At 49.1% G+C, this 13,351-nt stretch carries 15 protein-coding genes and 1 riboswitch; of the genes, 8 read left to right on the forward strand and 7 right to left on the reverse strand.

The features are described 5' to 3' along the window. The first annotated feature begins 14 nt into the window (after positions 1 to 14). The gene (locus AC2T15_RS02965) at positions 15 to 167 is read left to right on the forward strand and encodes a hypothetical protein (RefSeq protein ID WP_486778686.1); all 153 of its coding nucleotides are present in this window, start codon (positions 15 to 17) and stop codon (positions 165 to 167) included. A 73-nt stretch (positions 168 to 240) separates the two neighbouring features. Here AC2T15_RS02965 and AC2T15_RS02970 read toward each other — a convergent pair whose 3' ends face one another. The 3 genes from AC2T15_RS02970 to AC2T15_RS02980 form a co-directional block, all read right to left on the reverse strand. Further along, a complete protein-coding gene (locus AC2T15_RS02970; protein WP_486778687.1) occupies positions 241 to 672 on the reverse strand; it encodes a GFA family protein in 432 nt (143 codons plus the stop codon). Positions 673 to 810: 138 nt separating this feature from the next. Then, complete coding sequence (gene miaB, locus AC2T15_RS02975) at positions 811 to 2,145, reverse strand: tRNA (N6-isopentenyl adenosine(37)-C2)-methylthiotransferase MiaB (RefSeq protein WP_486778688.1); 1,335 nt, start codon at positions 2,143 to 2,145, stop codon at positions 811 to 813. A 99-nt stretch (positions 2,146 to 2,244) separates the two neighbouring features. Continuing rightward, on the reverse strand, positions 2,245 to 2,901 hold the full coding sequence (locus AC2T15_RS02980) for a class I SAM-dependent methyltransferase (protein ID WP_486778689.1): 657 nt from the start codon (positions 2,899 to 2,901) through the stop codon (positions 2,245 to 2,247). A gap of 104 nt (positions 2,902 to 3,005) precedes the next feature. Between AC2T15_RS02980 and nrdR the strand changes: the two genes are divergently transcribed. Genes nrdR through AC2T15_RS03010 form a run of 6 tightly spaced genes read left to right on the forward strand, consistent with a single transcriptional unit; the run spans position 3,006 to position 7,505 of the window. Then, on the forward strand, positions 3,006 to 3,470 hold the full coding sequence (gene nrdR / locus AC2T15_RS02985) for a transcriptional regulator NrdR (RefSeq protein WP_053105690.1): 465 nt from the start codon (positions 3,006 to 3,008) through the stop codon (positions 3,468 to 3,470). A 5-nt stretch (positions 3,471 to 3,475) separates the two neighbouring features. Beyond that, positions 3,476 to 4,579: a bifunctional diaminohydroxyphosphoribosylaminopyrimidine deaminase/5-amino-6-(5-phosphoribosylamino)uracil reductase RibD gene (gene ribD / locus AC2T15_RS02990; RefSeq protein WP_486778690.1), complete on the forward strand. Its 1,104-nt coding sequence runs from the start codon at positions 3,476 to 3,478 to the stop codon at positions 4,577 to 4,579. Continuing rightward, positions 4,576 to 5,103 carry a bifunctional adenosylcobinamide kinase/adenosylcobinamide-phosphate guanylyltransferase gene (cobU, locus tag AC2T15_RS02995; RefSeq protein ID WP_053100019.1) on the forward strand — a complete coding sequence of 176 codons (528 nt, stop codon included), beginning with the start codon at positions 4,576 to 4,578 and terminating at the stop codon, positions 5,101 to 5,103. Before ribD ends, cobU begins: the two co-directional genes overlap by 4 nt. A gap of 14 nt (positions 5,104 to 5,117) precedes the next feature. After that, positions 5,118 to 6,221 (forward strand): nicotinate-nucleotide--dimethylbenzimidazole phosphoribosyltransferase, encoded by a 1,104-nt coding sequence (gene cobT, locus AC2T15_RS03000; protein WP_486779004.1) that lies wholly within the window; start codon positions 5,118 to 5,120, stop codon positions 6,219 to 6,221. Continuing rightward, on the forward strand, positions 6,203 to 6,772 hold the full coding sequence (locus tag AC2T15_RS03005; RefSeq protein ID WP_286592888.1) for a histidine phosphatase family protein: 570 nt from the start codon (positions 6,203 to 6,205) through the stop codon (positions 6,770 to 6,772). Before cobT ends, AC2T15_RS03005 begins: the two co-directional genes overlap by 19 nt. Continuing rightward, positions 6,765 to 7,505 carry an adenosylcobinamide-GDP ribazoletransferase gene (locus AC2T15_RS03010; protein ID WP_486778691.1) on the forward strand — a complete coding sequence of 247 codons (741 nt, stop codon included), beginning with the start codon at positions 6,765 to 6,767 and terminating at the stop codon, positions 7,503 to 7,505. Before AC2T15_RS03005 ends, AC2T15_RS03010 begins: the two co-directional genes overlap by 8 nt. Before the next feature lie 116 nt (positions 7,506 to 7,621). On the opposite strand, the gene AC2T15_RS03015 is transcribed toward AC2T15_RS03010, so the two are convergent. Beyond that, the gene (locus AC2T15_RS03015) at positions 7,622 to 7,828 is read right to left on the reverse strand and encodes a hypothetical protein (protein WP_053100015.1); all 207 of its coding nucleotides are present in this window, start codon (positions 7,826 to 7,828) and stop codon (positions 7,622 to 7,624) included. Positions 7,829 to 8,029: 201 nt separating this feature from the next. Next, positions 8,030 to 8,221, forward strand: a riboswitch (cobalamin riboswitch). A gap of 97 nt (positions 8,222 to 8,318) precedes the next feature. Between AC2T15_RS03015 and AC2T15_RS03020 the strand changes: the two genes are divergently transcribed. Continuing rightward, entirely contained in the window at positions 8,319 to 10,184 is a 1,866-nt protein-coding gene (locus AC2T15_RS03020) for a TonB-dependent receptor domain-containing protein (RefSeq protein WP_486778692.1), read from the forward strand. 69 nt (positions 10,185 to 10,253) lie between these two features. On the opposite strand, the gene AC2T15_RS03025 is transcribed toward AC2T15_RS03020, so the two are convergent. The 3 genes from AC2T15_RS03025 to argS form a co-directional block, all read right to left on the reverse strand. After that, complete coding sequence (locus AC2T15_RS03025) at positions 10,254 to 10,733, reverse strand: LabA-like NYN domain-containing protein (protein ID WP_486778693.1); 480 nt, start codon at positions 10,731 to 10,733, stop codon at positions 10,254 to 10,256. 97 nt (positions 10,734 to 10,830) lie between these two features. Beyond that, on the reverse strand, positions 10,831 to 11,535 hold the full coding sequence (locus tag AC2T15_RS03030) for an SPOR domain-containing protein (protein ID WP_486778694.1): 705 nt from the start codon (positions 11,533 to 11,535) through the stop codon (positions 10,831 to 10,833). Positions 11,536 to 11,538: 3 nt separating this feature from the next. Then, a complete protein-coding gene (argS, locus tag AC2T15_RS03035) occupies positions 11,539 to 13,281 on the reverse strand; it encodes an arginine--tRNA ligase (protein ID WP_486778695.1) in 1,743 nt (580 codons plus the stop codon). Between the last annotated feature and the right edge of the window lie 70 nt (positions 13,282 to 13,351).

Here is a 13,351-nt window from a genome sequence, read left to right on the forward strand (position 1 = left end):
CAGCGCTAGCAGCGATGACCCAGACTGGGCAGACGTTTTATCCTAATGCTGCAAATCATCAGCTGTATCAACGGCTATATCATCAGGTGTATAAAAAAATGTATCGGCGTTTACAGCCTTTATATCGCAGTATTGCCAAAGTTACCGGTTATCCACAGCGGTACTAAGTCCGTAAAAAATACAGTGAGCCTAACAGTAAAAATTGGCTCACTGTATAAAGCCCACCCAGGGTGGGGGAGATTATTCGGCGAGTAGCTCACCTGAGCCGCCTATCTCGGCGGGCATATCACGCAGTTTGAGTAGGCCGTCTTTAATGGGTAATACGCTTTCTTGGTAATGCACATGCACACTTGGCTGAAACTGAAGGTCTGGCAAAATAGCGGCATAGACATCAGTTAAGCCCATACCAGGGTGTTCAGTTAATAGATGACCACCGCATTTAGCGCAGGAGTGACGAATGCTATGTGGCGTTTTTTGGTAGCGCAGTAAATATTCAGCGCCTTGGGTGATTTCAACCGCAGCAGGCTGCCAGAGGGTAAAGGCATTTACAGGTCCGGCGGACCAGTGCCGGCAGGACTGGCAATGGCAATAGCCCATGGCTTCAGGAGCGCCGGTAGCAGTGAGTTGCACTGCGCCACAAAAACATTGGCCAGCATAACGAGTAGAATTCATCACAGCACCTCTAGATAGCTCAACACAGATGGACTTACTGTGGCATGGGCATTACTAGTCAGCAATGGGTCAATAGCAGCGATTACTTAGGACTAAAGTACTAGCAGCTCGGGTATGAGCTGCTAGTGAGGAGGGCAATTAAGCGGGATCTACTAACTTACCAGCAAGGGAGAACGGCTTAGCTTCGAGAATTTCAACATCAACGAACTGGCCAATTAAGAGCGGGTTGTTACTTTGGAAGTTAACCACGCGGTTGTGCTCGGTACGGCCTTGTAGCTTGCCTGGGTCTTTTTTCGAATAGTCGGTGACTAAGATGCGTTGCACGGTACCAACCATGCGGCGGCTATTTTCAAAACCTTGTTGCTGAATGCGATGTTGCAATAAAGCGAGACGGCGCTTTTTCTCTTGCTCTGGGGTGTCGTCAGGTAGGTCGGCGGCTGGGGTGCCGGGGCGTGCGCTGTAAACAAAGGAGTAAGAAAAATCAAAGCCAACATCTTCAATCAGTTTCATAGTTTGCTGAAAGTCTTTTTCAGTTTCACCAGGAAAGCCGACAATAAAATCAGAGCTGATTAAAATATCAGGCACCGCTGCTTTAAGTTTACGAATCCGTGATTTGTATTCAAGAGCAGTATGGTTGCGCTTCATATTGGCTAACACGCGGTCAGAACCTGATTGTACTGGCAGGTGCAGATACTTAACCAGTTCAGGTACTTCAGCGTGGGCTTGGATCAGCGAATCTGAAAACTCTAGGGGGTGGGATGTGGTGTAGCGAATACGATCAATCCCATCGACTGCAGCCACCGCACGAATTAAGTCAGCTAAGTCCATCAGTTGGCCATCGGCTGTACTGCCGCGGTAACCATTCACGTTTTGCCCCAGTAGGGTAATTTCACGTACGCCATTTTCGGCGAGGTGGATCACTTCAAGCATGACATCATTAAAGGGGCGGCTGACTTCTTCGCCGCGGGTATAGGGCACAACACAGAAAGTACAGTATTTACTGCAGCCTTCCATGACCGAAACATAAGCGCTAGGCCCATCGACGCGTGGCTCGGGTAGGCGGTCAAACTTTTCAATTTCAGGAAACGAAATATCCACTTGCGGCTTGCCGGTATCCCGTGCTGCATCAATCATTTCTGGTAAACGGTGCAAGGTCTGTGGGCCAAATACCACATCGACATAGGGCGCACGGCTGCGAATGGTTTCGCCTTCTTGGCTGGCAACACAGCCACCAACCCCAATCACTAGATCAGGATTCTCTGCTTTTAGCTCGCGCCAGCGACCTAATTGGGAAAACACTTTTTCTTGTGCTTTTTCACGAATCGAGCAGGTATTGAGCAGAATCACATCCGCTTCTGCGGGGTTATCAGTGGTCTCCATAGCTTGATGATCGCCCAGCAAGTCAACCATGCGTGAGCTGTCATACTCATTCATTTGGCAGCCGTGGGTTTCGATATAAAGTTTTTTAACCATGGGAACACAATACCTAACAGAAAGATGAAAGTGCGCGCATTATAAAGCGCTGGGATGCCAGCGCAAACCTTAGTGCGCTAATTGGTTGTATCTAAGCATTTAGCGAGCCACGCTTTGATACAGGGTTACCTGACGAAACTCTTCAGGCTCGGCTAGATCGGGCAGCGTTTCTGCAACTAAACGTTGGCTGGTTTGATACAGCGGATGGCTAAAGTTGCGCTGCCGTGAGTCGGCAATCGTAATCTGCCGCGCAAAGCGGGGAAACTGATTCAGTAGTGGTAGGTTATCAGGATCATAAAGTAAATCAGCGGCAAACAGGCAGTCGTAGCACTCGGTTTGGCTGAATAAATCGGTGCTGTACTCTAGTTCAAGCTGGTTGGCCTTGGCATTGGCTTGGGTGGCGGCTAACGCCACAGGGTCAAGATCACAGGCGACTACGCGCTGTGCTCCTGCACGCTTGGCGGCTAAGGCCACCACGCCACTGCCGCAGCCAACATCAATCACACTTTTACCCGCCACCTGCTGTGGGTTAGCTAAAATCCATTGTGCAAGAGCTAGGCCGCTGGCCCAACAAAAACACCAGTAAGGTGGTTCTTCTAGCACCTTTTGGGTTTGTTCACTAGAAAATTGGCCTTGCATGTTATCGGGATTAATTAGCCAAAGCTGGAGTGAGGTTTGTGGCAGCGGTGTTAGGTTGAGGCTAGCGTGGCTAATTAGTTGCTGTAGTTTGGCTTCTAAGGCAATCGGTGTGTTCATTAAGGTATTCAGTCATAAGGGGTGAATAAAGCCGGTGCGGATACTTTTTGTTCACTGTTGGAATGAGCTAACATGCGTTGATTATTTCATCGAAAGTGAGTGCTATGTTTTGTCCATTTTGCAGTGCCAATGATACCAAAGTCATTGATTCACGTTTAGTTGCAAACGGTGATCAGGTACGCCGCCGTCGTGAGTGCGTCAAATGTGGCGAGCGCTTTACCACCTTTGAAACCGCCGAGCTGGTATTACCACGCTTAATTAAACAAGACGGCCACCGTCAACCCTTTGATGAAGACAAGCTGCGGGCTGGAATGCAGCGTGCACTTGAAAAACGTCCGGTGAGCGTGGAAAAGCTTGAAGAAGCGATTGCTCGGATTAAACACAAGCTGCGGGCCACCGGCGAGCGTGAAGTGCCGTCACTGAAAGTGGGAGAGCTGGTGATGAATGAGCTGCATAAGCTCGATGAGGTGGCTTATATTCGCTTTGCCTCGGTCTATCGCCGCTTTCAGGATCTCAAAGAGTTTCGCGCTGAAATTGAACGTATTTCCAATGAGCCTAAAGCCGAGTGATAGCCATGACTACGCACCAACACTATATGCAGCGGGCATTAGATTTAGCCGCACAGGGGTTATATAGCGCCTCGCCCAATCCCCGGGTGGGCTGCGTTCTGGTGAAAAATCAGCAAATTATTGGTGAGGGTTTTCATCTACAGGCAGGCGAGCCCCATGCCGAAGTGCATGCGCTACGCCAAGCTGGCGCTGCAGCAAAAGGCGCAACGGCCTATGTCACTTTAGAGCCGTGTAGCCATGTCGGGCGCACGCCACCTTGCGCCTTAGCTTTGGTCGAGGCAGGGGTCAGTCAAGTAATCATTGCTTTGCAAGATCCTAATCCAAAGGTCGCCGGGCGTGGCATTGCCATGCTTAATGCCGCCGGAATTCAGACGCAAGTGGGTGTTTTGCAAGCGCAAGCTGCGGCGTTAAATGTAGGGTTTATTAAGCGCATGCAGACTGGTCGGCCTTGGGTCAGGGCAAAACTGGCCATGAGTTTAGATGGCCGCACCGCGATGGCTAGCGGCGAAAGTCAGTGGATTACTGGCCCCGCGGCACGGGCCGATGTTCAGCGGTTACGGGCTCGAAGCTGCGCGGTGGTGACCGGTGCCGATACGGTTATTATCGACCAAGCCCGCTTAACGTTACGTGAGCAAGAGCTGGGCTTATCGTCCGAGCTTACTGCGGCGGCACTGTTAAAACCGCCGTTACGTATTGTGGTGGATAGCCGTTTGCGGGTGCCATTAGATGCGGCATTTTTTAGCGCTGAACATGCGGTGGTGGCTTCTACGCAAATCCCTTGTAGTCCAGCCCAGGCGAGTTATTGGCAATTGGGTACTTTAGGGCAACAGGTAGATTTAGTGGCTCTGATTGATAAGTTGGGGCAATTAGAAGCCAATGAGGTATTGGTTGAAGCTGGGCCTAAGTTAGTGGGAGCTTTCTTACAGGCAGGATTGCTTGATGAGTTAGTAGTCTATATGGCGCCTAAACTGCTGGGTAGTTTGGCGCGGCCCCTGCTTGACTTACCGCTTGAACAGATGGACCAAGCGGTGGCATTAGCTATTCAAGAAATCACACCGGTCGGCCAGGATTATCGTATTCGGGCGTACCTTACTGCGGCGGACCTATGAGCCAATGTCAATTGATTTTAGGCGGCGCCCGCTCCGGTAAAAGTCGCTTAGCGGAGCAACTGGCGACAGAAACTGACCTTGAGGTGGTTTATATTGCTACCGCTCAAGCCCAAGATGCAGAAATGCAGGCCAGAATTTTACAGCACCAACAACAGCGCCCAGCCCACTGGTTATTAATAGAAGAACCCATTCAGCTGGCGCAAGTGCTACAGCAAGCGGCGAGGGATGAGCGCTGTTTGTTAGTGGATTGTTTAACTCTGTGGTTAACCAATTTATTACTCAGTGATGAGCCTCAGTTGCTAGAGCAGCAATTAACGGCATTGTACGAGTGCATTGCCGAGTTGCCGGGGCAATTAATTTTAGTCAGTAACGAGACAGGATTAGGAATAGTGCCGCTAGGAGAGTTATCACGGCGTTATGTAGATCAAGCCGGTTGGATGCATCAGCGCTTAGCTCAGTTAAGTCAGCGGGTGATCTTTACCGTGGCAGGGCTGCCCCATGTCTTAAAAGGAGCAGCGTGGTGAGTCAGCAGTTTTTTATCAACGAATTTTTAGCTAGTTATCGTCCTCAACCGCTATCAGTGGCGGCTGAGGCGGCAGCTAAGGCACATAATCAGCAGTTAACTAAACCCCAAGGTGCTCTAGGTCAGTTAGAAGCCATAGTGCTGACGTTAGCTAAGCAACAAAATACGGCCAAGCCGGCAATCAAGCAGCCATGGATTAGTATCTTTGCTGCCGACCATGGGGTGGTGGTTGAAGGTATTTCAGCCTACCCACAAAGTGTGACGCGGCAGATGTTAGTTAACTTTGTGCAGGGCGGAGCGGCGATTAGTGTCTTAGCTCGTCAGCAGCAAGCACAGCTAGAAGTGATTGACTGCGGTATGGTGGAGTCAGAGCCGGCTTTATCGGGTGTGCTGCATCAGCCAATTGCTCAGGGTACGGCCAACTTATTACAGCAAGCAGCGATGACTTCAGCGCAGTGTCAGCAAGCACTGACGATTGGTCGACAAGCAGTGTTACGAGCACAAGCCAGTGGGGCTGATTTATTGATTTCTGGGGAAATGGGCATTGGTAATACCACCAGTGCAGCGGCCTTAGCGGTTGCGGCTTTAGATTTACCAGCCGTGCAACTAGTTGGAGCCGGCACCGGCTTAGATGCCGCAGGCGTACAACATAAACAAGGGGTTATTGAGCAAGCCATTGCGCGAGCGATTTCACAGCGGCCCAGCAGCGCTGCAGAGCAGGCGGAATATTGGCTTACCCAAGTTGGTGGTTTTGAAATTGCGGCGATGACTGGCGCTTATCTGGCCTGCGCTGAGCTGGGGATCAGTGCGTTAGTTGATGGATTTATCAGCAGTGTTGCCGCGCTGTACGCGGTACGTATTAGTCCGGCGGCTAGAGAGTGGATGCTCTTTAGCCATCAGAGTGCTGAGCCCGGGCATCAATTGGTCTTGCAGGCATTACAGGCTAAACCTTTGCTGCAGCTAGGCATGCGTTTGGGAGAGGCTAGTGGCGCCGCTGTGGCGTTAGGTTTATTACGAACTGCTTGCTTGCTCCACGGTGAGATGGCCACTTTTAGTCAGGCGGCGGTTGATCAGCAATTAGCCGCAAGCGATGGTGCAGTATGCAACTCAGTCTCTTAAGGCATGGCGCTACCGAGCTAAGTGGCGCCTTTCGCGGCAGTTTAGATGATCCGCTGACGGCCCAAGGTTGGCAGCAAATGTGGCAGGGCGTACAGGGATTAAGCGGTATTGAGCAGTTGGTCAGTTCACCTTTGCAGCGCTGCCGCTTATTTGCTGAAGAGCTAGCCTCCCAGCAACTGCTGCCCTTAACGCTAGATGCTAACTGGCAAGAGCTGCACTTTGGTGACTGGGAAGGTAAAACTGCAGCTGAGTTAATACAAACAGCAGAAGCTGATTTGACCCAGTTTTGGCAGGACCCACTGCACTTTACGCCGCCTAATGCAGAGCCGTTAACTGCATTTATCCAGCGTATAGAAGCTGCTTTAGCCCAATTACAAGCAGCTTGTAAGGGCAAACATGTGTTGTTGATTAGCCATGGTGGCGTGATGCGCTATTTATTACTAAAAGCCCGTGGCTTACCACTTAGCCACTTGCTGCAAATTGAGGTGCCCCATGGCAGCTTATTTACGATTGATTACAGGCATTCGTTAGATGGAGCGGAACATGTTTAGATTTAAAATTGCGCTGCAGTTTTTAACCCGCTTTCCAGTGCAGTTATCGCGGATGCCAACCGATCAAGAAATTGCTAACTCGCTGGTTTGGTACTCAGTGATTGGCGTGCTAATTGGCGGCTTAATGGCCATCACTGGCTATTTGTTAGCCGCACTGCCGGGATATATTACCGCCGCTTTAGTGTTGACCCTGTGGATTGTATTAACCGGAGCCTTGCACCTAGATGGTTTTGCCGACACGGTAGATGCTTGGGTAGGCGGGTATGGGGTACGTGAGCGTACTTTAGAATTAATGAAAGACCCAAACTGCGGCCCGATGGCAGTGGTGGGGGTATTTTTATTGTTGCTACTTAAATACGTTTGCTTAATTTATTTGCTCGAGCGTCAGGCCTATCAATGGTTGATTTTAGTGCCTTGGATTGCGCGTTTAATGGTGGCGTTATTGTTTGTGAGTACCAATTACATTCGCCCCCAAGGGTTAGGCGCAGCGCTGGCCAGTTTTCAACTAACGATTAAACGCGTGCTGTTTTTTGCCCTGCAGTTTTTGCTGATGGCGTGGTTTTTAGGGCCTACTACCTTAGGTATTACCCTAGTGGGATTAGCGGTATTATTTGCCTGGCGAACGGCGATGGTAAAGGCGTTGGGCGGTATTACTGGAGATGTAGTAGGAGCGCAAATTGAAATTATTGAAGTGGCCGCTTTATTTTTTTTAGTGATTAGTTGCGTCATGTAGCCGATTTAACCCTCAGCAATAAAAACGCGTGCACTGCCTTTTAAAAAAGGGTGGGCACGCGTTTTAGTTTAAATACTTAGTGTGCAGTGATAAACACTGACTTAAAGTGTTGTGGGCTACTTGCTGGGTTTGCTTGGTGGCTTGCGGTTGGCTGCAGTAGAACGACGAAAATAGCTGATATTTTGCTGGCCGCTTTTTCCGGTAGGTACTTTTTCAACTTTGCCGCCTTTCTTTAAAAAGGCTGCCATTTTCTTGGCTAAATCATCGCTACTTACTTCAACTTCTTCAGACTTCGTTTTAGCATTTCCACGAGTGTTGCTCATGACGATCCCTCCAGTGAAGACTCAGATGAAGCCGCCATTATAGCAAAAATCTATTTTTAATTCAAAAAATGATAGATTTCATATATTAAAGATGCTAGGCCTTTAGCATAAAGGGTTATTAATTAAGCAAAAACAGAGCCGGAGTGGCTAAAAAATCATCAGCATTCTTGACCTTCAGTCGGCCGCGGCTTATCGTGCGCGCAGAATTTTTGTTTACAAGGTGAAGATCGACTCGTTGCGATCTTCTTAAAAGGGAAGTGAAGCCCAAACTCACGCTGCCCCCGCAACGGTAAATAACTCTAAGGCGCCTCAAAACCACTGGCTGATGCATAGCTGGGAAGGGAGGACACCGCCTGTTATAGCCCGGAGACCTGCCTTGTAGCCGTTGATAGATGTTGCGGAGGGCGACATCGTCATAAGTAGCTGGGCCTGGCCTGGCTATTTGTGTTTTTTTGCCCTCCTCAAAAAGTCACTTTTGAGGACCTGTTACATGAAACGCTCTCGCTTGGCACTTGCCATTGCCGCCTTACCTTTAGTTGCTGCTGCCGAATCTTCGCTGGATTATGAGCAGGCGCTTAAACTCCCCAACACTGTGGTTACTGCTAGCCGCACGGCTCAAGACAGTAAAGAAACCACCGCTGCCGTCACCGTATTTACCCGCGATGATATCGAACGCCTACAGCCGGTTAACGTCGCAGATTTACTAAGCCGAGTGCCTGGGGTGCAGGTGCAGCAAAGCGGTGGTCGGGGAAGTTCGACCAATATTATGATTCGAGGCACCAGTAACGCCCAAAGTTTAGTGTTAGTGGACGGGGTGCGGGTAGGCTCAGCCTCGGCAGGTGGCGCAAGTTTGCAGCACCTTAACCTTGAACAAATTGAGCGCATCGAGGTACTGCGCGGTGCTCGCTCGGCAGTGTATGGTTCAGACGCAATTGGTGGGGTGATTCAAATCTTTACCCGCCGTGGTAGCGAAGGGCTACAAGGCCGAGTACGGGTAGCAGCCGGTAATAAAGGGTTGTGGGAGCGAAGCTTGGGCTTATCCGGCGGCGACCAACAAACGACCTTTAACCTAAGTGCTAGCTTAGATGAGATGAGTGGTTTTGATCGTACTCATAAGTCATTTGATTCTGATGCTGATCATGATGCGTACCGTAACAAAGCCTTTAGCTTTAGCTTGGCCCATGCCTTTACTGATCGGGTGAAAGCTGGGGTTAACTTCTTAGAGCAGCGGGGTAAGGCAGAGTATGACAGTACGTATATGGATTCATCTGAGCCGTATGACAAGTTTACAGTGAGTTCAGTCTCGACTTATCTTGATGTGCAAGCTACTGATCAGTGGAATACAAAGCTAACCTTGGGTCACAGTGAAGATAAGTCTAGTAACTACGATAAGTTGTTTGCAGGCGAGGATGACTTTAATACGTACCGAGACTCTGCTACCTGGTTAAATACATTGACGTTGACAGAACAGCACAGCTTATTATTTGGAGCTGATTACCTCAAAGATAAGTTACGGAGTACAGGGGACTTTACTAAAACCTCGCGCTGGAATCAGGCTGCCTTTATACAGCACAATTTCCGAGGTGAGCTATTCAGTACCGAGCTAGGTTTACGTCACGATAAAAACCAGCAATTTGGCAATAAAAATACTTGGGATGCTGCTTTTACTTTGCCTTTCAATCAGGATCATTCTATAACGCTGTCGTATGCTGAAGGCTTTAGAGCACCTACCTTTAATAATCTATATGGTCCTGTAGGCTGGGGGAGTAACCCAGATTTAAAAGCAGAAAAATCGAAAGGTTATGAGCTGCAGCTACATAGCCAGTTGGCAGAAAATCTACGTTTAGAGGCTTCACTGTACCGTATAAATATTAAAGACATGATTGCAAGTGTGGGTGTTTACCCTAACTCTAAAATGGAAAACGTTGATAAAGCCCGCATCAATGGCTTTGAAGCGTCTTTGCTGCATAAAATTTATGATTTAGATGGCTCATTAAATATCAGCATTATTGACCCCCGTGATCGTAAATCAGGTAAGCAGCTAGGTCGTCTTGCTAAGCGTACGCTGAGTTATGATTTAGATAAACAGTTAGGTGCTTTTGGCGTGGGTGCTACTTGGAAACTAGCAAGTAATAGTACGGACTCATACACTAAAGATAATATTGCAGGTTACGGTACGCTAGATTTGCGGGGCAGCTGGCAAGCCAATGATGAGCTGGGTTTTGATCTGCGTTTAGGCAATATCTTTGATAAAGGTTATACCCGTGCTCAGTATAGCTATCAAGGTAGTAACTATGGCTACCGCGAAGATCCCTTTACCATTCGCTTAGGTTTAACCTGGACACCTAACTTGTAATAGTTCGCTAAGTAAAAAATGGCAGCCCATAAGCTGCCATTTTTTATGCCTAGAATTTGTCGAGCTGGATTAACGGGGCAGTAATAACGACTGATCAATCGCAATAAAACTATCGGCAGCACGCACTAAGGATAATGCGGTCAGCGGCGGCACACCATAAACCACGGTCTGGGTTTGGTGGCGTTGTTTGAGTTTTTCTAGCAGTAAATCAAAATCGCCATCGCCGGAAGCCAATACCAGAGTGTCAGCTAAGGGCGCGTACTCTAGCGCATCTAAGGTGATGCCCACATCCCAGTCGGCTTTAGCGCTGCCATCGGCGCGTTTAACAAAGGGTTTGAGTTTTACCTCAAAACCAATGGCCCGCAAAATATTTTGAAACTGCCGCTGTTTTTCATTGCCGCGTTCGGTGGCATAGGCAATGGCTTTAACCACTTGGCGATTAGCCGTTACCTGTTGCCAAAACTGGTTGTAATCAAAACTGGCTTGATAGGCTTGGCGGGTGGTGTAGTAGATATTTTGCACATCCACCAAAATGACCACTTTTTCCATGCTAAAGATCCTTAAGTAAGCCGCCAGCAACTAGGGGCAGTGGGTTGAGTGCGGCAGGTAAATAAAAAAGCCCGCGGTGAGGCGGGCTTGGTGAGGGCTAGCCCCCTTTGCGCTGCTGTAACAGTAAGCTATTAAAACCACTGGCAGATAAGGTTTTTTGTGCTGCTTTCACTTGATCTTGGCTGGCGTAAGGACCAACTAACACACGGTGCCAAGTTTTATCGGCAACGACCCCTTGTTCAATGCGCACACTTTGGCCGGTCATTAGAATTTGTGCGCGAACACTATCGGCTTTATCGCGGGTAGGGAAGGAGCCTGCTTGTAAGTAGTACAGCGTGGTCGGTTCTGGCTTAGGTTTGGCCGGTGGTGGCGGTGGAGTTTTACCCTCTAAAATCGCCAAGGCTCTTGCAGCATCGGCTTTGCGTGCCTCTTCACGGGCTTGCTCTTGCTTGGCGGCTTCTTCCGCTTTAGTCGGCGCCGGTGGTGCTTTTTCTGGTAAGGCTTCGGCCGGCACAATCACTTCTGACTCAGACAGCAACGTATAAAACTCAAACTTAGGCTTGGTTGTGTCTGGGCTCGGAGCATCTGTTTTGGGCGTAGCAGGTTGAGTTGTGCCTGCGGTTTCATCCGTTGGGCGCTGAATTGCCTCATCACCCGGTTTAAGATTGCTCAGCAAGTTGATCAAAAACATAATCATGCCGCCTAAGGCAATCCAAATAATCGGCGACACAGGTTTTTTCACCGGGGTGGCCGCAGAGCGACTGGCTCCTCTGCGGGCGGTAGTTTTTTTACGGGCAGCCATTGCTTACATACGCTCCAAAGTATTTAAACCGAGTAATTCAAGTCCTTGTTTTAAAGTACGTCCGGTTAAGGCCGCTAGTCGTAGACGACTGTGCTGAGTACTTTCTTGCTCGGCGGTTAAGATGGGACAATTTTCGTAGAAACTTGAGAATTGTCCAGCTAAATCGTACAGGTAGGTGCACAAGGTATGAGGAGTGCCTTTATCGGCAACTTGCTGCAGTACCTCGGCAAAACGCGCCAGACTGCTGGCCAAACTTAGTTCCTGCTCAGCTGCTAATTGCATGCTGCCAGGCAGGGCTGCATCCATAGTTAAACCGGCTTTACGAAACACACTGGCAACCCGAGTGTAAGCGTAGAGTAAATAAGGTGCGGTATTTCCTTCAAAGCTCAGCATTTGCTCAAAGTTAAAGCTGTAGTCGCTGCTGCGGTGTTTGCTGAGGTCAGCATATTTGACTGCGCCAATTCCCACCGCGTGAGCCACTTGTTGCAGCTCATCTTCATTGAGTTCGGGGTTCTTTTGTTTAACTAATTGATAGGCGCGCTGCTCGGCTTCATCTAATAAGTCAATGAGCTTAACGGTGCCGCCATCACGGGTTTTAAACGGACGGCCATCAGCCCCGTTCATGGTGCCAAAGCCCATGTGCTCTAATTGCATCGCTGGGCGTACAAAGCCCGCTAAGCGGGCTAGGCTAAAGACCATTTGAAAGTGCAGTGCTTGGCGTTGGTCAACAAAATACAGTACTCGATCGGCCTGCAGTTGATTATTGCGGTAGCGCATTGCCGCAAGGTCAGTGGTGGAATACAGATAGCCACCATCGGCTTTTTGCACAATGATCGGTAAGGGATCGTTGTCGGCGTTTTTAAACTCATCCATAAACACGCACTGGGCACCGGCATCTTCGGTGAGTAAGCCTTGATTTTTTAGCTCTTGTACAATAGTGGCTAAATCAGGGTTATAAAAGCTTTCACCCTTTACATCGTCCATGCTCAGCTTAACGTCTAAGCGATCATAAACGGCTTGGCAGTGATTGAGTGAGACCTCATTAAAGCGCTGCCATAGGCGCAGGCAATCCTCATCCCCAGCTTGCAGCGCAACTACAAGTTGACGGGCACGGTTGGCAAACTCAGGTGACTCATCAAAGCGTTGTTTCGCTGCACGGTAAAACTCTTCAAGGTCAGCTAACTCAGCTTGGCTATCAGCACCTTGCTCTTGCATATAAGCCAGCAACATCCCAAATTGAGTGCCCCAGTCGCCGACGTGGTTTTGGCGAATGACGTGATCGCCTAAAAACTCTAAAACCCGGGCTACCGCATCACCAATAATAGTTGAGCGTAGGTGGCCGACGTGCATTTCTTTGGCTAAGTTGGGTGAGGAAAGGTCAATCACCACCGTTTCCGCCGGTGATTTTTTAGCAATGCCTAGGTGCTCATCGGCTAAGGCGGCATCAAGGCGCTCGGCTAAGGCTTGGCTATTTTGAAAAAAGTTTAAAAAGCCAGGTCCGGCAATTTGCACTTGGCTAATTTGTGGATCTTGGGGTAGAGCTTGAATAATTTTTTCGGCCAGATCGCGGGGTTTCATTTGCGCCGGCTTCGCCAACATCATCGCAATATTACAAGCAAAATCACCGTGCGCTTTATCGCGGGTGTTTTCTACTTGAATATTGGGAGTCAGCTCCTTCGGTAAAACTCCTTGCTCAGTCAGTTGATTAAGGGCGTGTTGAACGAGATGACGGATGTGGTTTTTCATAAATAGGCTCTAAATAGTCGATGACGCACGATGCTAAAAACGGGCTATTATCGGTGGCTTTGCCCTTGCT

This window comes from Thiopseudomonas sp. SA1F2-1K, assembly GCF_057443035.1.